A 16,505-nucleotide genomic window follows, 5' to 3' on the forward strand; every position below is an offset into this window, starting at 1 on the left:
TCGGCCGACGGAGGGACACCGGACCGCGGGAGGTGGCGTCTCCCTGCCACCCGGGAAACACGGCGAGTGAACGCGTCGGGAACCCTCCGGGACGCCCGGCCCGGCGCCCGGGTCGGCCCGCAGGTCAGCACGCTGCGGAAACGCGTTTTTGTGCTGGCCCAGGAATCCGCTAGAGTTCAACACGTCGCCGGGACGCGCAAGCGAAACGGAAACGACAAGCGGACGTGGCTCAGTTGGTAGAGCATCACCTTGCCAAGGTGAGGGTCGCGAGTTCGAATCTCGTCGTCCGCTCGATGTGGGGGATCTTCCCGACCCCTGTATTCACTCCTGGTGGAGTGGCCGAGAGGCGAGGCAACGGCCTGCAAAGCCGTCTACACGGGTTCAAATCCCGTCTCCACCTCCAAGCGCGATTAGCTCAGCGGGAGAGCGCTTCCCTGACACGGAAGAGGTCACTGGTTCAATCCCAGTATCGCGCACGCAGAACAACCGAAGATCCGGTCCGTACGGACCGTCCCGCGCGATTAGCTCAGCGGGAGAGCGCTTCCCTGACACGGAAGAGGTCACTGGTTCAATCCCAGTATCGCGCACGCAGTACGCAGTTCCTTCGGGTACGACGTGTGCAACCCGCGCGATTAGCTCAGCGGGAGAGCGCTTCCCTGACACGGAAGAGGTCACTGGTTCAATCCCAGTATCGCGCACCACCAAGAAGCCCCCGGCCGCATCTCGCGGCCGGGGGCTTCTTCGTACTCCGGTCAGGAGGAGAAGAGCATCCGGCCGAAACCGCGCTGACGGTAGTGGCCGCCACCGTGGTGACCGCCGTGGTGCGGGGCACCCCAGGCCGGAGCGGCGGGGGCGGGCTGCGCCGGGTACGCCTGCGGGGCCGGAGGGGCGGGCGGGGCCTGCTGGACCCACTGGGACTCCAGGCGGGTCAGGGACTCCAGCTCGCCGTAGTCCAGGAATATGCCGCGGCAGCCGCTGCACTGCTCGATCTGGACACCGTTGCGGTTGTACGTGTGCATCGCCGCGTGGCACTTGGGGCACTGCATGGTCGGCTCAACTCCCTGACGTCGCCGTTCGTATGGTGGCTTCACTTTACGTGGACGCCCGAGGGGCCTCGTCGGTTCGGTGCCCGGCGATCCGGGCGCAGGTGTCGATCATCACGTCCTCGACCTCGTCGAGCGGTCTGCGCTCGGCCGTCGACTTGGCCAGGGCCAGAGCGGCGGTCTGGACGGTCAGGGCGCGGGCGGGCACGTCGAGTTGGACCCACGGATCGGCGCCCACGGCGGGGCCCTCCGCCTCCTGGTAGGCGCCGAGGAAGCGGGCCCAGATCTCCGGGGGCAGGATGCCGGCGGCGAACCAGGCGGCGGGGCGGGCCAGATCCCAGGCCGGGTCGCCGAGGCCGAGGTCGTCGATGTCGATGAGCCGCCAGGCCGGGGCGGGCTCCGCCCCGGTGTCGCGGACCAGTTGGCCGAGGTGGAAGTCGCCGTGGCAGAGACGGCGGGGGCCGTGGGCGGTGGGCTCGGAGGCGGCGGGGGCGGGCATCGTCCGCCAGGCGGCGAGGACCGTCGCGGTGGCCGGGTGGGCCGGTGCCTCCCGGCGCATCCGGTCCACGGCGAGGGCCGCCTTGACGGGCGCGCGCATCGCCGGAAGCCGGCCCGCCGGCCCTGGCGGGGGCGGGGTGCGGTGGAGCAGGGCGAGCAGCCGCGCCGCCTCCTCCCAGGGGGCGGCATCGGGGTCCGCCGGGTCGACGGGCGGGCCGTAGGGCCAGACGGTGACGGGGCGGCCGTCGAGTTCGTCCGGCGCGGGCGCGGGCATCGGGAGGGGCGGGAGGAGGACGCCGGCGACATCCGGGTGCGCGGCCAGCGCGACCCGCGCGCGGTGCGCCTCGGGGTCGGTGCCGGGGGCGTGCGCCTTGGCGACGAGCCGCCCGTGCCGTACGACGGTCCCGTCGTCCCGGTCGGCGAGCACCCCGACGAGACCACTCGCACACCGGCAGGGCGCACCGGGACGGTGGGCGGCGGCGTACGCGAGGTCGGCGAGCCGGTCGAGAGGAGGCCGGTCGAGCGGAAGCCGGTGGAGGGGAGGCCGGTCGGTGGAGTCCACGGTGGGAGCGTACGGGGAGGGTTGTACGGGTGGGGTGCACGGGTGGGGTGCGCCGGGCGGGGGCGGGCCCTTTCGCCTGCGCCGGTCGCCGGGCGGGCCGGGGCGGCCCGTACGGGGCGAGCCGTGGCGGTTCCCTCGACCTGCGCCGGTCGCCGGGCGGGCCGGGGCTGCCCGTGCGGGGCGGGGCGGTTCCCTCGGCCTGCGGCAGTCGCCGGGGGCAAGCCCGTAACTGGGCAGGGCCGGGGGGCCTCGGGCCCTCGTCGGGCGGGGCGGCCTCCGTCGGCGGGTGGAATGCGCGAGGGCCGGTCAGCTCCCCAGCTGACCGGCCCCACGCTGCCGTCCGCCGCACCCCCGTCCCCACGGGGTTGATGGCCGGATGTCCCGACCCGGGCCGCTCTCCCGGGTCCGGGGCGCTGTTCAGCGCCCCAGCATCACGCCCACGGACGACGCCTGTGTGACCACTGCCTCCCAGCCGCCGAAGACGACCACGAGCAGGGCCGCGAGAGGGAGGACCATGGCCGTGGCCACCAGGGGGTGGCGCTGGCCCGAAGGCCGGGTGCTCGTCCTCGGTGCCGTGAAAGCCATGGGACCTCTCCTGTCGTGTCTGGCGCGGCGGGTGCGTGACCTCGGGGGACGAGTGCTGCACCCGCCGCTTGACCTCAACATTAGGGAGCGGGAAGCGCCGGGACGTCATGCCCTCGTACCGACTTGCGGGCCTCCCGGAGGATGAGGGCCGCCCGCGCGGCGTACTCCCCTGGGTGGAGACGGAGGCTCCGATCCCGGGGTCTTCCCGGAGGGGGCCCGGGGGCGTGACATGGCTCACTTCGTGGGACGTCCCGCGAACGCCCTGGTCCGAGGCCCCTCGTCGGCGCCTTCGGGGGCCCTCGCGGGAATCCCGACCCTGCGTCAAGTGTGGCGTCCGGCAGGGGGGTTGGGGGCGGCGAGTGGGCGCGTACCTCCGCGTCTTCTCCCCCTCAGCACTGACAATCGATCCCGCTGCGAGGGCGCGGCCTATGAGCACGCGCGGGCGCCACTACGTAAGCTGTGCCACGTCGAACGGACGAGGGGACGGACATGGCGATGATGCGGCTCCGGCGCGAGGATCCGCGGATCGTCGGGTCGTTCCGGCTCCACCGCAGGCTGGGGGCCGGCGGGATGGGCGTCGTGTACCTGGGGTCCGACCGGCGCGGCCAGCGGGTGGCACTGAAGGTGATCCGGCCGGATCTCGCCGAGGACCAGGAGTTCCGGTCGCGGTTCGCCCGCGAGGTGTCGGCCGCCCGGCGGATCCGCGGCGGCTGCACGGCCCGGCTCGTCGCCGCCGATCTGGAGGCCGAGCGCCCCTGGTTCGCCACCCAGTACGTACCCGGCCCCTCGCTGCACGACCGCGTCGCCGAGGAGGGCGCGCTGCGCGCCGCCGACGTCGCCACGATCGGGGCGGCCCTCTCGGAGGGCCTCGTCGCCGTCCACGAGGCCGGCGTGGTGCACCGGGACCTCAAGCCCTCGAACATCCTGCTCTCCCCCAAGGGCCCCCGCATCATCGACTTCGGCATCGCCTGGGCCACCGGCGCCAGCACCCTGACCCACGTGGGCACGGCCGTCGGCTCGCCCGGTTTCCTCGCGCCCGAGCAGGTGCGCGGAGCGGCCGTCACCCCCGCCACCGACGTGTTCTCGCTCGGTGCGACCCTGGCGTACGCGGCGATGGCCGACTCCCCCTTCGGGCACGGCAGTTCCGAGGTCATGCTCTACCGGGTGGTGCACGAGGAGCCGCAGCTGCACGGAGTGCCCGACGCGCTCGCGCCGCTGATCCGGGCCTGTCTCGCGAAGGACCCCGAGGACCGCCCCAGCACGCTCCAGCTGTCGATGCGGCTCAAGGAGATCGCGGCGCGCGAGGCGCAGGGGCTGCCGGCCTCCCGGCCGCCCGTGCAGCGGGAGCGGGCCGAGGAGCGGCACGCCGTACGGCCGACCGAGCGGTACACCGATCGGGACCTGCCCGGTCGAGGATCGGAGCGGGGTGCGGAGCGGGGTTCTGAGCGGTCGTCGGATCGTGGTCCGGAGCGTGGTGCCGACCGTGGCCAGGGGCGTGGGCCAGGGCCGTCGTCCCGGCCGTCCGCCGGGCCGCGGACCGGAGGGCGTCCCGCGACGCGGCCGGGCAGCCGTACGACGTCGACGGGGCGCCGCCCCGCCAACCCCCGGCTGCTGCGTCAGCGGCTCTTCGTCTTCGTCGTCGTGACCCTGGTGGTGGCCCTGGGCATCGCCGCCGCCCAGGCCCTTCAGGGATAGGGCCCGGGTTCCGGCGCCGTCAGGATTCCGGGCGGCCCGTCGCCACCGCGTAGAAGGCGACCGCCGCCGCCGCGCCCACGTTCAGCGAGTCGACGCCATGGGCCATCGGGATGCGGACCCACTCGTCCGCGGCCCGCAGGGCCTGCGTCGACAGGCCGTCGCCCTCCGCCCCCAGCATGAGGGCCACCCGCTCAAGGCGGTGCGGGGCGGCCTCGTCGATCGCGGTCGCCTTCTCCGCCGGGGTGAGCGCCAGAAGCTTGAAGCCCGCCTCCCGTACGGCCTCCAGGCCGCGCGGCCAGGTGTCGAGCCGTGCGTACGGCACCGAGAACACCGCGCCCATGGACACCTTCACGGAACGCCGGTACAGCGGGTCCGCGCAGTCCGGCGAGAGCAGCACCGCGTCCATGCCCAGGGCCGCCGCGCTGCGGAAGATCGCACCGATGTTGGTGTGGTCGTTGACCGACTCCATGACGACCACCCGGCGGGCGTCCACCAGTAGTTCGGCCGCGTCCGGGAGCGGCTTGCGCTGCATGGAGGCGAGGGCGCCCCGGTGCACGTGATAGCCGGTGACGCGCTCCGCGAGGTCCGGCTGGATCGCGTACACCGGCGCCGGGACCTCGTCGATGACGTCCCGCATGACATCGACCCACTTGGCGGACAGCAGCATCGACCGCATCTCGTACCCGGCCTGCCTGGCCCGGCGGATGACCTTCTCGCCCTCCGCGATGAACAGGCCCTCGGCCGGCTCCCGTCTGCGGCGCAGCTCCACATCGGTCAGGCCGGTGTAGTCGCTCAGGCGCGGGTCGTCGGGGTCGTCGATCGTGATGAGTTCGGCCACGAGGTGATACTGCCTTGTCCGGGGTGTGGTGCCAATGTGTGGGACGGGGGGGCGCGGGGGCGGTCGCCCTCGGTCGCCCCCCGTCAGCGGGCCTGGGGCCCGGCCGGTTACTTCGCCCGGCGGTCGGGGCCCTCGGCCACCACGTCGCCGATGACGATGACGGCGGGCGGGCGGACCTCCTCGGCCCTGACGGTCTCCGCGACCGTCGCGAGGGTGGCGTCCACCCGGCGCTGGGACGCGGTCGTGCCTTCCTGGACCAGGGCCAGCGGCGTCTCCGGGTTCTTGCCGTGGGCGATGAGCGCCTCGGCGATCTTCCCGATCTTGTCGACGCCCATGAGGATGACGAGGGTGCCCGTGAGCTTCGCGAGCGACGCCCAGTCGACGAGGGAACGCGGGTCGTCGGGAGCGACGTGACCGCTGACCACCGTGAACTCGTGCGCCACCCCGCGGTGCGTCACCGGGATGCCGGCCGCGCCCGGGACCGAGATCGAGCTGGAGATGCCCGGGACCACCGTGCAGGCGATCCCCTCGGCGGCGAGCGCCTGCGCCTCCTCCATGCCGCGGCCGAAGACGAACGGGTCGCCGCCCTTGAGCCGCACGACGGACCTGCCCGCCTTCGCGTGCTCGATCAGCGCGTTGTTGATGGCCTCCTGGGCCATGAACCGGCCGTACGGGATCTTCGCCGCGTCGATCACCTCGACGTGCGGCGGCAGCTCGTCCAGGAGGTCTCGCGGGCCCAGGCGGTCCGCGATGACCACGTCAGCCTCCGCGAGCAGCCGGCGGCCGCGCACCGTGATCAGGTCCGGGTCGCCCGGGCCGCCGCCGACCAGGGCGACGAAGGGGGTGCGCGAGCGGTGCGCCGGCGCGGCGATCGAGCCGTCGCGGAGGCCCTCGACGATCGCGTCGCGGACCGCGGCCGAGCGGCGGGGGTCGTGGCCCGTGAGCACGGCCACCGTGACGCCCGCGTCGCGGCCGGTCGCCGGGGTCCACGCGGTGGCCGCCTCGGCGTCGTCGGCGCGCACGCACCAGGTCCTGGTGCGCTCGGCCTCTGCGGAGGCGGCGGCGTTCGAGGCGGGGTCCGTGGTGGCGACCAGGGCGTACCAGGCGTCGGCGAGGTCGCCGTCCTCGTACCGCCGCTTGGTCCAGGTGATCTCGCCGGCCTCGGCCATGGCCTCCACGGAGGGGGTCGCGGACGGGGAGATCAGCGTGATGTCGGCGCCCGCGGCGATCAGGGCGGGCAGCCGGCGCTGGGCGACCTGGCCGCCGCCGAGAACGACGACGCGGCGGCCGGCCAGGCGCAGGCCGACGGGGTAGGCGGGGTGGTCGGCGGTGTCGGCCATGGGTGAGCGGCTCCTCGGAGAGCGTGGCGGTGCGAACGAGGGGGCGCCGCTGCGGCTGTGGAGCGGCTCGTACGGAGTCACGATATCTGTGACCTGGGGTTTGCACGGTGTGATGGATGTCCCGGCGGATGTTCCGCCCACCGGTGGGGCCGTGCTGGGCCGGGGTGGTTCCCCCGGTGCCTCGTGGCGTGGGGGACGCTCCGGGGCCGTGTGCGGGACTGCATGAGCGCGTCCCCCACTCCCGTGTGTGGGTGGGGGACGCGTTCTGGTGCTACTTCTCGGTGACGCCCGCCGAGTCGAACGTGGCCACCTCGTGCATCGCGCGGGCCGCGCTCTGCACCAGCGGGAGGGCGAGCAGGGCGCCCGTGCCCTCGCCCAGGCGGAGGTCCAGGTCCACCAGGGGGCGCAGGCCCAGCTTGTTGAGGGCGGCCACGTGGCCCGGCTCGGCGCTGCGGTGGCCCGCGATGCAGGCCGCCAGCGCCTCGGGCGCGATGGCCCGGGCCACCAGCGCCGCCGCGCCGGTGGACACGCCGTCGAGGATGACCGGGGTACGGAGGGAGGCCGCGCCCAGGATCAGGCCGACGAGGGCCGCGTGCTCCAGGCCGCCGACCGCCGAGAGGACGCCGATCGGGTCCGCCGGGTCCGGGTTGTGGAGGTCGAGGGCGCGGCGGACCACGTCCACCTTGCGGGCGTGCGTCTCGTCGTTGATGCCCGTGCCGCGGCCCGTGACCTCGGCGGCGTCCACCCCGGTGTACACCGAGATCAGGGCGGCGGACGCGGTGGTGTTCGCGATGCCCATCTCGCCCGTGAGGAGTGCCTTGTTGCCGGCGGAGACCAGGTCGCGGGCCGTCTCGATGCCCACCTCGATCGCGGCGAGGACTTCTTCGCGGGTCATCGCGAGACCCGTGGTGAAGTCGCCGGTGCCGGGGCGGACCTTGCGCGGGAGGAGGCCCGGGGTGGCCGGGAGTTCGGAGGCGACGCCCACGTCGATGACGCAGACCTCGGCGCCGACCTGGTTCGCGAAGGCGTTGCAGACCGCTCCCCCGCCGAGGAAGTTGGCCACCATCTGCCCGGTGACCTCCTGCGGCCAGGGCGTGACGCCCTGGGCGTGCACGCCGTGGTCGCCCGCGAAGATCGCGACGGCGGCGGGCTCCGGGATCGGCGGCGGGCAGACCCGGGAGAGACCGGAGAGCTGGGCGGAGATGATCTCCAGCATGCCCAGGGCCCCCGCGGGCTTGGTCATGCGCTTCTGGCGCTCCCACGCCTCGCCGAGCGCCTTGGCGTCCAGCGGGCGGATGTTGGCGACGGTCTCCTGGAGCAGGTCGTGCGGCTCCTCGCCGGGCAGGGCGCGGCGGCCGTACGTCTCCTCGTGGACGACCCAGGCCAGCGGGCGGCGCTTGGACCAGCCCGCCTGCATCAGCTCGGGCTCCTCGGGGAACTCGTCGACGTACCCCACGCAGAGGTACGCGACGACTTCGAGGTGCTCGGGCAGGCCCAGGGTGCGGACCATCTCGCGCTCGTCGAAGAAGCTGACCCAGCCGACGCCGAGGCCCTCGGCGCGGGCGGCGAGCCAGAGGTTCTCGACGGCGAGCGCCGAGGAGTACGGGGCCATCTGCGGCTGCGTGTAGCGGCCCAGGGTGTGCCGGCCGCCCCGGGTGGGGTCCGCGGTCACGACGATGTTCACCGGGGTGTCGAGGATGGCCTCGATCTTCAGTTCCTTGAACTGCTTGGCCCGCGCCTTGGGGAGGGACTTGGCGTACGCCTCGCGCTGCCGCTGGGCCAGCTCGTGCATCGTCTGCCGGGTCTCGGCGGAGCGGATGACGACGAAGTCCCAGGGCTGCGAGTGGCCGACGCTGGGGGCCGTGTGGGCGGCCTCCAGGACGCGGAGCAGAACCTCGTGCGGGATCGGGTCGGAGCGGAAGCCGTTGCGGATGTCGCGGCGCTCGCGCATCACGCGGAGGACGGCCTCGCGCTCGGCGTCGTCGTAGCCCGGAGCGGGGGCCGACTCCACGAGCGGCTGGGAGGCCTCGTCCGTTTCCGTGTCGTGCGGGGTCGGCTCCTGTGCCGGAGCGGCTTCGGGGGCTGCGGCCTCCTGCGGCAGCGGCTCGGGTGCCGCGTCGTCGGGGAGTTCCCCGGGAGCCTCGGCCTCCTGCGGGAGTGCCTCGGGGGCGGCTGCCTCTTCTGCCTCGGGGAGCGTTTCCACCGGCTCGGGCAGGGGGGCCTCGTCGGGGGCCTGCTGCTCGGTGGCCGGCTGCTCAGTGACCGCGCCTTCGGGCGCCGGGGTCGGCTCGGGCTGAGCCTCCGGGGCTTCCTCCTGGACGAACGGGATCTCGTCGGCGACCGCCTCCACGGCGGGTTCCTCGGGAGCCTGCTCCTCCGCCGGGGCCGGGGCGGCTTCCGCGACGGGCTGCGCCTCGGGCTCCGGCGCCTGCTCGGCCTCGGGCTCCTGCGCCGCCGGCGCGGCGGGCTCCTCGGCGGCCGCTGTCGCGGGCTCGGCCTCGCGGGGGGCGGGGACCGTCACCTGGGGTTCGGTCGTCTCCGGGGCGGCCTCCGCGACGGGGGCCTCGGCCTCGGCGGGGGCCTCTGCCTCGACGGGCGCCACGGGCTCGACGGGCGTTTCCGCCTCGGCGGGCGCCAGCGGCTCGGACGGCTCCTCCGGCTCGGTCGCCGGGGTCGGCTCGGTCGCCTGCTCGGCCGCCGGGGCCTGCTCGGTCGCGGGGACCGGGGCCAGGTGCGGGGTCGTCGGAATGCTGCCCTCGACCTGGACGAACTGGCCCGTCCCCGGCACGACCGTTTCTGCGGGGGCGTCGGCCTGCGGTGCCACCGGCTCCTGCGGCTGAGCGGCCCACGGCTCGGCGCCCTGCGGCGCGAGCTGCTGGTCCTGCGCGATGTCGAAGTACTCGGGGCCCGTGGTGGGCGGGCCCGGGTTCCGTACCGGAACCGGCGCGGGGCCGGTGGCCACGAGAGTCTCGGGAGCGGGGGCCGGCGCGGGCTGCGGGGCCGGGGCGGGCGCGGCGGCCGGGCCCCGGTCGGCCAGCGAGAGCACGACACCGCCGGCCTCGGGCACGGGCGGGCCCATGTGCAGCGGCCGGCGCGCGGGCTGCGGGGTCGGGACCGCGGCGGGCGGGGGCACCCGGACGCCGCCGAGGTCCACGGAGCCGGAGTCACGGCCGGCGGCCTCGTGGGCACCGGTGTCGAGGACGCCGGGCTGGTAGCCGTGGTCGGTGGAGACCGGCTCCTGCGGCGCGGCGGGCACGCCGTGGGCCGGAGTGCCGGACGGCTGGTCGAGCGGGACGCCGTGGGCCGGGGTGCCGGACGGGACTCCGTGGGCCGGGGTGCCCGTCAGCTGGTCCAGCGGGATGCCGTGGGCAGGGGTACCGGCGAGCGGGACGCCGTGCGCCGGGGTGCCGGTGAGCTGGTCCAGCGGGACGCCGTGGGCGGGCGTGCCGGCGACCGGGACGCCCTGCGGCGGGGTCTGGTTCTGCGGGGCCGTCAGCACGTCGCCGAGGGCGACCGCGTCCAGCGGGGCCGTGAGCGGGTCGGTCAGCGGGTCGCTCATCGGGACCTGCGCCTCCATGGCCTGCGCGTCCGGGGTCGCCTGGTGCGGCAGGCCCTGCTGGGGCGCCGCCTGGTGCGGGACGACGGGTGTCGGCGGCGGGGGCACGGCGACCGGCGGCGCGGGCGCGACGCCCGGCGGATGCTCGCTCCAGGCGCCCTGGGCGCCCGGCATGAGAAGCAGGTCGTCGTCCTCGGTGGTGTGCTCGGAGGGGTCCAGGAAGGTGTACGCGCCCGGTGCGGGGATGCCCGGCTGCTCGACCATGCCTGCGTTCTCCGGCAGCCCCTCGCCCGGGACCTGGCCGGTGTCCGTCATGCGTACCCCTCGCCCATCGCTTGTGCTTCGTTCAGACCTGCGCCCGTCGACAAGAACGAGCGCACGCGCCGCGCGGCACGAAGGACGCGCGGGCACTCACACATTGTCGCCGCCCCCGGCCGTCGTGGCAGGGAGATTCGCCACGGTGCGCTGTGGACTGCGCCACGTCGCGCGGTCCCCCCTTGTCACGTACCACGTCAGCGGCGCAATGCGGCCACTTGTTCAGGACATTGGCTGGGGGTCCCCCCGGCGTAGCCAGGGGGAGGATCGCCGAACATCCGGATGCGGTACAACAATCGGCCAGCCTACCTGGCCCCGCGGGCGGCACCGTCACGGGTGGGCGGCGTCGGTCCTGCGGCCGGACAGCAGGAAGACGACCGAACGCTCGCGTTCCGACCAGTCGGCCGGGTCGAGTCCGACGGTCTGCAGGAGGAGGCTCTCCACGGTGTAACCGCCGTCGGCGAGGGCGGCGCCGATCGCCTCGGCCTCGTCGCGGGTGGAGGCGTGGGCGACGATCCGTTCCGGACGCCGGTCGGTGCAGGCGGTGACGACCTGCACCCCGCCGGCCGCGATCCGTACGACATCGGGTTCGGGCAGGCTCTCCAGGACGTGCGGGGCGCGTCCCGGGACGGTCTGGAGGGGTACGCCGTGGCGGCGGGCGACCTGCGCGGTGCGGGCGCAGGCCGCCGGGTCGATGTCCACGGCGATGACGGCGGCGCCGAAGCGGGCGGCCTCGACGGAGAAGGCGCCGCCCGCGCAGCCGATGTCCCAGACGAGGTCGCCGGTGCGGGGGCCGAGGCGGGCGAGCTGGGCGGCGCGCAGGGTGGGGTCCTCGCCGGCGCCGGTGCCGCGTGCGGCGGGGGCGTACTCCTCCGTGGGCAGGCCCCAGCCGCGTACGGGAAGCGCGCTCGTGTCCTGGCCCATCAGCCAGGGGGCCCCGGGAGCGCCGCCCGAGGTGCCGCCGATGACGAGGACGACGTTCGGGTCGCGCCAGCTGTGGTCGGCGGCCTTGTCGGAGGTGAGGACGGAGACCTGTTCGCGGGCGGTGCCGAGTTCCTCGCAGACCACGAAGGTGCGGTGGACGCCGTCGAGGAGGAGGGCGAGTTCGGCGGGTCCCGCGCCGGGCGAGGTGAGGACGGCGACCTTGGGGTGGGCGCGGCAGACGTTGACCGCGCGGCGCAGGGTGCGCTGGTGGGCGACGACGATCCGGGCGTCCTCCCAGGGCATTCCGGCCCGTGCGAAGGCGGCGGCGACGGAGGAGACGGCGGGGACGACCTCGACCTCCAGGCCGTGCTCGGGGGCGCGCAGGGTGCGGACGACGCCGAAGAAGCCGGGGTCGCCGTCGGCGAGGACGACGGCGGTGCCGCGGTGGCCGGCGATCCGGCGGGCGGCGAGGTCGACGCTGCCGAGGCGGATGCGTTCGGCGCCGGGCGGCACCTCGGGCAGGGCCAGGTGGTGAGCGGCTCCGGCCACCAGGGTGGCGGCGGAGAGCGCGGACCGGGCCGCCGCGGTGAGAGGTGAACCGTCCCAGCCGATCACCGTGACGCGGTCGGCCATCGTCGTCTGTCTCCTGGTGTCGTCGCAGGTCGGGGGCGTGCCGAGCGTACCCCGGGTCGGCTGCCCGGGCTCAGTTCCATTCGGTGTACGAGGAGTATCCGGCCTCGGCCATCTGGTCGGCGACGCCGTCGAGGTCCTCGGGGAGGAGCCCCCAGACGATGAAGTCGGTGCGCAGTTCGGTCCACTCGCCGTCCTCGGTGCGGGTGCGGGCTATGCAGGCGTTGCGCAAGACGCCTTCGCTGATGCAGCCGATCTTCTGGGCGACCTGCTGAGAGGCGGTGTTGCCGGCGGCGGTGCGCAGCTCCAGGCGTTCGAACTTCTGGTCGCCGAAGAGCCATTGGGCGGTGGCGAGCGCGGCCTCGGAGGCGTAACCCTCGCCGCGGGCCCAGGGGGCGACGATGTACGAGATCTCGGTGGAGCGGACGTGCCAGTCGGTGTTGCCCAGTCGGATGATGCCGACCAGGCGCTGGGTGAGGAACTCGGTGACGGCGAGGTCGATGCCGCGGCCGGCGGCGCGTTCGGTCGGCGCGTACTCGGTGATCCAGGTGCGGGCGGCGGCCTCGGTGTACGGCTGGGGCACCGCGGTCCAGGCGGCGACGAGTTCGTCGTTCATCATCTCGGCGAGGGCGGGGGCGTCCGCCTCCTCCAGCGCGCGCAGCACCAACCGGTCCGTGTTGATGGAGATGTCCGGAAAGGTGGTAGTCATGCGCAGCTCCATGCCGAGGACCGTCCGAATCGACCGTGAACGCACAGCATGCAGCATGCGCCCGCCGGTACGCATGGCCGGGTGGGTGGTCGGACGGGCGGTCGGGCGGGGGTGCGGCGAAGGCCCCGCGCACCGGACGGGGTGCGGGGGCCTTCTGCTCAAGGACTGTACGAGGGAACCGGTCTGACGGTCCCTCGGGCGCCGGACCTTACTTGGCGGGGCCGAAGGCCGGGATGACCGAGCCCTTGTAGGTGTCCTCGATGTACTTCTTCACCTCGGGCGAGTTGAGGAGCTTCGCGAGCTTCTGCACGCGGGCGTCCTTCTCGTTGCCCTCCTTGACGGCGAGGAAGTTGGCGTACGGGTTGCCGTCCGCCTTCTCCAGGACGAGGGCGTCCTTCGCGGGCGACAGCTTGGCCTCGATGGCGTAGTTGCCGTTGATGACGGCGGCGTCCACGTCGTTCAGGGCGCGGGGCACGGTGGCGGCCTCCAGCTCCTTGAACTCCAGGCCCTTCTTGTCGGTGATGTCGGAGAGCTTGGCGTTGGTGCCGACGCCCGGCTTGATGGTGATCAGGCCGTTCTCGGCGAGCAGCTGGAGGGCGCGGCCGCCGTTGGTGGTGTCGTTCGGGACGGCGATGGTCTGGCCGGCCTTGATGTCCTTCACCGACTTCTGGCTCTTGGAGTAGAGGCCCAGGGGCTCCAGGTGGACGTCGACCACGGGGACGATGGTGGTCTTGTTCTTCTGGTTGAAGTCGTCGAGGTACGGCTTGTGCTGGAAGAAGTTGGCGTCGACCTGGCCGGACTGGGTGGCGGTGTTCGGCAGGACGTAGTCCGTGAACTCCTTCACCTCCAGCTTCAGGCCGGCCTTCTCGGCCAGGTTGTCCTTGACGTAGTTGAGGATGTCGGCGTGCGGCGTCGGGGACGCGGCGACGACGAGGGGCTTGTCGGCGGCGCCGGCCGTGTCCTTGGAGGAGGACGGGTCCGAGGAGGTGCCGCAGGCGCTGAGGCCGAGGGCGAGCGCGGCGGTGGCGGCGATACCGGCGGTGAGCTTGATGTTCTTACGCACGAAGAGTGCCTCTTTCCGGTGGTGCGGTGGTCGCCTGGACAACAAGTCCGGGCTGTTCTTCGAAGGACGAAGTCTGTGGTGGCCGGGGAGCCGTTACGCGGTACGGCCCCGGCGGGCGAGGAGTCGTACGACTCCGTCGCCGATGAGCTGGACGACGGTCACGATCAGGACCAGAACGACGACGGTGACCAGCATGAACGTGGTGTCGAAGCGCTGGTATCCGTAGGTGACGGCCTTGGAGCCGAGGCCTTCGCCGCCGACCGCGCCGGCCATCGCCGAGTAGCCGATGAGGACGATGACCGTGGTGGTGACGCCCGAGACCAGCGAGGGCAGGGCCTGCGGGAGCAGCACCTTGCGGACGATGGTGGGGATGCCGCCGCCCATGGCCTGGACGGCTTCGACGAGCCCGTGGTCGACCTCGCGGATCGAGGTCTCGACGAGACGCGCGAAGAAGGGGATGGCGCCGATGGCGAGCGGCACGATCATCGCGGTCGGGCCGATGAAGGTGCCGACGACGAGGGTGGTGAAGGGGATCAGGGCGATGAGCAGGATGATGAAGGGCAGCGAACGCCCCACGTTCACGATCGCACCGACGATCTTGTTCACCGGCGTGTTCTGCAGCAGTCCGCCCTTGTCCGTGAGGACGAGGAGGATGCCGAGCGGCAGGCCGCCGAGCACGGTGACGACGGTGGCCCAGAGGACCATGTAGAGCGTGTCGACGGTGCCCTGCTCCAGCAGGGGCTGCATCTCGGACCAGGTCACTTGGCACCTTCCTCGGCCAGTGCGGTCGCGGCCGCGGCCGGCGCCGCCGCGTCTTCTTCCACGACCTCGACCTGGAGGCCCTGTTCGCGCAGGAAGCCGACCGGGACGACGTTGTCCTCGTACCGTCCGGGCAGTTCGATCCGCATCCGGCCGATCTGCCGGCCGCCGATGGTGTCCATCGCTGCGCCGAGGATCGAGATGTCGATGTTGTACGTACGGGAGAGCTGCGAGATGACCGGCCGGGTCGCGGACTCGCCGTGGAAGGTGACGTCGATGACCGTGCGGTCGGGGCCGGTGGGGGCGCCGCTGACCGGGAAGAGTTCGGCCGCCAGCTGGGAGCCGGGGGTGGCGAGCAGTTCGGCGACCGTGCCGGACTCGACGACGCGGCCGTGCTGCATCAGCGCGGCGGAGTCGCAGATCGTCTTCACGACGTCCATCTCGTGCGTGATGAGCAGGACGGTCAGGCCGAGCTGCTGGTTGAGGTCGCGGAGCAGCTGGAGGATGGAGCGGGTCGTCTCCGGGTCGAGGGCGCTGGTGGCCTCGTCGGAGAGGAGGACCTTGGGCTTGCCGGCCAGGGCGCGGGCGATGCCGACGCGCTGCTTCTGGCCGCCGGAGAGCTGGCCGGGGAAGGCCTTGGCCTTGTCGGCGAGGCCGACCAGGTCGAGGAGTTCGAGGGCGCGGCGGGAGCGCTCGGCGCCGGATATGCCGAGGATCTCCAGGGGCAGTTCGATGTTGTCCTTGACCGTGCGGGAGGACAGCAGGTTGAAGTGCTGGAAGACCATGCCGATGCTGCTGCGTGCCCGGCGCAGGTCCTTGCCCGCGCGGCGGCTCTTGCCGGCGAGGGCGGTGAGGTCGACGCCGTCGACGGTCACGGTGCCGGAGGTGGGGCGCTCCAGGAGGTTGACGCAGCGGATGAGCGAGGACTTGCCGGCGCCGCTCTGGCCGATCACGCCGAACACCTCGCCCTCACGGACGTGGAGGTCGACGCCGTCCAGAGCGGTGACCTGTCGGCCGCGCGACTCGTAGACCTTGGTCAGGCCCGAAGTGGTGATCACAGGGGTTTTCCGTCACTGTCGAGTGCGCGACGCGGGGTCCGTCACGCACGGGGCATTCGTCTTCGGACAGTCGGGCGCACGGGAGCCGGTTCCGGCGGGTGGCCGGGCGTCGGCGGGTGCGCGGGGCGGGCACGGTCCGCCGCCTTTCGGCGGGAGGAACGGCACGGCCGTCGAGTCTCGCTTCGGGGCGCGAGACGCAGGCGGGGGCCCTCAGAAGGCGCACATTCGACACATACAACGAGCACCGGGCGTCGTGATCGCCTCGGTCGCAAGGGTGCGGCTGCTCGTCGTGGTCATGTCTGCAAGTAAAGCATGCGCAGTCGCGAACGAATGGGGGCTGTCCGAATAGCGGACGTCACTGAGACATCATGCGGACAGTACGGACTCCCTCCTTCCGCATCGCTGTCACCGCCGTGGCCTGCGGGAAGGACCTGACATGGCGGCCTCGGTGAGGGCCCGCCCGGGTCGGGTTGTGGCCAAGGCCACGGTCCGGCCGCCCACCGGTGCGCCACCGGTCCGGGGGGCGAGCGCCTCGGGCCTTATCGACCGTAATACCCTCGGGCGCATGCTTGACGTCCTGACGGTCGCGGTCTCCGTGGCCGCGCTCGCCCTCGCCGCCTGGTGCGGCTTCGCCGCCTTCCGCGACCAGCCGACCAAGGACTGGCACTTCATCGGCATGGCCGTGGTGACCTTCCTCGTCCTGGTCCAGCTGATCGTCGGGATCGTGCAGCTGGTGCGCGGCGAGAAGGCCGAGGAGGGCGCGACGATCTTCGTCGCCTATCTCGTCGGAGCGCTGTGCGCGGTGCCCATCGCCGGTTTCATGTCGCTCGCGGAGCGCAGCCGGTGGGGTTCGGCCACGGTGGCCGCGGGCGCGGTCGTCCTGGCCGTGCTCGAAGTGCGTCTCCACGACATCTGGACGGTGGGCTGACC

The 16,505-nt window shown here is 73.3% G+C and carries 13 protein-coding genes and 5 tRNA genes; 7 read left to right on the forward strand and 11 right to left on the reverse strand.

Annotation, left to right across the window (positions count from 1 at the left end; translation table 11 throughout):
- Positions 1–218: 218 nt before the first annotated feature.
- From ACIRB7_RS20420 to ACIRB7_RS20440, 5 genes are all read left to right on the forward strand, one after another.
- A tRNA-Gly gene (locus ACIRB7_RS20420) sits at positions 219–291 on the forward strand.
- 38 nt (positions 292–329) lie between these two features.
- Positions 330–403, forward strand: a tRNA-Cys gene (locus ACIRB7_RS20425).
- Position 404: 1 nt separating this feature from the next.
- Positions 405–476: transfer RNA gene (locus ACIRB7_RS20430), tRNA-Val, on the forward strand.
- Positions 477–515: 39 nt separating this feature from the next.
- A tRNA-Val gene (locus ACIRB7_RS20435) sits at positions 516–587 on the forward strand.
- Between the two features lie 39 nt (positions 588–626).
- Positions 627–701 (forward strand) — tRNA-Val (locus tag ACIRB7_RS20440).
- 51 nt (positions 702–752) lie between these two features.
- Here the strand turns inward: ACIRB7_RS20440 and ACIRB7_RS20445 are convergent.
- The 3 genes from ACIRB7_RS20445 to ACIRB7_RS20455 all read right to left on the reverse strand — a co-directional run bounded on the left by ACIRB7_RS20445 (position 753) and on the right by ACIRB7_RS20455 (position 2,688).
- Positions 753–1,046 (reverse strand): zf-TFIIB domain-containing protein, encoded by a 294-nt coding sequence (locus ACIRB7_RS20445; RefSeq protein WP_266889767.1) that lies wholly within the window; start codon positions 1,044–1,046, stop codon positions 753–755.
- A gap of 46 nt (positions 1,047–1,092) precedes the next feature.
- Positions 1,093–2,103 (reverse strand): phosphotransferase, encoded by a 1,011-nt coding sequence (locus tag ACIRB7_RS20450; protein WP_403600362.1) that lies wholly within the window; start codon positions 2,101–2,103, stop codon positions 1,093–1,095.
- A gap of 417 nt (positions 2,104–2,520) precedes the next feature.
- Positions 2,521–2,688: a hypothetical protein gene (locus ACIRB7_RS20455; protein WP_403600365.1), complete on the reverse strand. Its 168-nt coding sequence runs from the start codon at positions 2,686–2,688 to the stop codon at positions 2,521–2,523.
- Between the two features lie 489 nt (positions 2,689–3,177).
- Between ACIRB7_RS20455 and ACIRB7_RS20460 the strand changes: the two genes are divergently transcribed.
- On the forward strand, positions 3,178–4,383 hold the full coding sequence (locus ACIRB7_RS20460; protein WP_403601028.1) for a serine/threonine-protein kinase: 1,206 nt from the start codon (positions 3,178–3,180) through the stop codon (positions 4,381–4,383).
- A 19-nt stretch (positions 4,384–4,402) separates the two neighbouring features.
- Here the strand turns inward: ACIRB7_RS20460 and ACIRB7_RS20465 are convergent, their stop codons facing one another.
- The 8 genes from ACIRB7_RS20465 to ACIRB7_RS20500 all read right to left on the reverse strand — a co-directional run bounded on the left by ACIRB7_RS20465 (position 4,403) and on the right by ACIRB7_RS20500 (position 15,575).
- The gene (locus ACIRB7_RS20465) at positions 4,403–5,221 is read right to left on the reverse strand and encodes a TrmH family RNA methyltransferase (protein WP_403600368.1); all 819 of its coding nucleotides are present in this window, start codon (positions 5,219–5,221) and stop codon (positions 4,403–4,405) included.
- 107 nt (positions 5,222–5,328) lie between these two features.
- Complete coding sequence (gene cobA / locus ACIRB7_RS20470) at positions 5,329–6,561, reverse strand: uroporphyrinogen-III C-methyltransferase (protein WP_403600371.1); 1,233 nt, start codon at positions 6,559–6,561, stop codon at positions 5,329–5,331.
- A 271-nt stretch (positions 6,562–6,832) separates the two neighbouring features.
- Entirely contained in the window at positions 6,833–10,432 is a 3,600-nt protein-coding gene (cobT, locus tag ACIRB7_RS20475) for a nicotinate-nucleotide--dimethylbenzimidazole phosphoribosyltransferase (RefSeq protein ID WP_403600374.1), read from the reverse strand.
- A gap of 330 nt (positions 10,433–10,762) precedes the next feature.
- Complete coding sequence (gene cbiE / locus ACIRB7_RS20480; protein ID WP_403600377.1) at positions 10,763–11,989, reverse strand: precorrin-6y C5,15-methyltransferase (decarboxylating) subunit CbiE; 1,227 nt, start codon at positions 11,987–11,989, stop codon at positions 10,763–10,765.
- A gap of 70 nt (positions 11,990–12,059) precedes the next feature.
- Entirely contained in the window at positions 12,060–12,695 is a 636-nt protein-coding gene (locus ACIRB7_RS20485; RefSeq protein ID WP_403600380.1) for a GNAT family N-acetyltransferase, read from the reverse strand.
- A 208-nt stretch (positions 12,696–12,903) separates the two neighbouring features.
- On the reverse strand, positions 12,904–13,758 hold the full coding sequence (locus ACIRB7_RS20490; RefSeq protein ID WP_403600382.1) for a MetQ/NlpA family ABC transporter substrate-binding protein: 855 nt from the start codon (positions 13,756–13,758) through the stop codon (positions 12,904–12,906).
- Positions 13,759–13,851: 93 nt separating this feature from the next.
- Positions 13,852–14,520: a methionine ABC transporter permease gene (locus tag ACIRB7_RS20495; protein ID WP_403600385.1), complete on the reverse strand. Its 669-nt coding sequence runs from the start codon at positions 14,518–14,520 to the stop codon at positions 13,852–13,854.
- The gene (locus tag ACIRB7_RS20500; protein ID WP_403600387.1) at positions 14,517–15,575 is read right to left on the reverse strand and encodes a methionine ABC transporter ATP-binding protein; all 1,059 of its coding nucleotides are present in this window, start codon (positions 15,573–15,575) and stop codon (positions 14,517–14,519) included. Before ACIRB7_RS20500 ends, ACIRB7_RS20495 begins: the two co-directional genes overlap by 4 nt.
- A gap of 565 nt (positions 15,576–16,140) precedes the next feature.
- Here ACIRB7_RS20500 and ACIRB7_RS20505 point away from each other — a divergent pair.
- A complete protein-coding gene (locus ACIRB7_RS20505; protein WP_403600389.1) occupies positions 16,141–16,503 on the forward strand; it encodes a hypothetical protein in 363 nt (120 codons plus the stop codon).
- The last annotated feature ends 2 nt before the right edge of the window (positions 16,504–16,505 follow it).

The organism is Streptomyces sp. NPDC093795 (assembly GCF_044764665.1).
Classification (GTDB): Bacteria; Actinomycetota; Actinomycetes; order Streptomycetales; family Streptomycetaceae; genus Streptomyces.

Bases quoted from the DNA above. Each gene is read 5' to 3' on its own strand.
- ACIRB7_RS20445 (WP_266889767.1), bottom strand. From the start codon at position 1,046: ATGCAGTGCCCCAAGTGCCACGCGGCGATGCACACGTACAACCGCAAC.
- ACIRB7_RS20455 (WP_403600365.1), bottom strand. From the start codon at position 2,688: ATGGCTTTCACGGCACCGAGGACGAGCACCCGGCCTTCGGGCCAGCGC.
- ACIRB7_RS20460 (WP_403601028.1), top strand. From the start codon at position 3,178: ATGGCGATGATGCGGCTCCGGCGCGAGGATCCGCGGATCGTCGGGTCG.
- cobA (WP_403600371.1), bottom strand. From the start codon at position 6,561: ATGGCCGACACCGCCGACCACCCCGCCTACCCCGTCGGCCTGCGCCTG.
- cobT (WP_403600374.1), bottom strand. From the start codon at position 10,432: ATGACGGACACCGGCCAGGTCCCGGGCGAGGGGCTGCCGGAGAACGCA.
- cbiE (WP_403600377.1), bottom strand. From the start codon at position 11,989: ATGGCCGACCGCGTCACGGTGATCGGCTGGGACGGTTCACCTCTCACC.
- ACIRB7_RS20485 (WP_403600380.1), bottom strand. From the start codon at position 12,695: ATGACTACCACCTTTCCGGACATCTCCATCAACACGGACCGGTTGGTG.
- ACIRB7_RS20505 (WP_403600389.1), top strand. From the start codon at position 16,141: ATGCTTGACGTCCTGACGGTCGCGGTCTCCGTGGCCGCGCTCGCCCTC.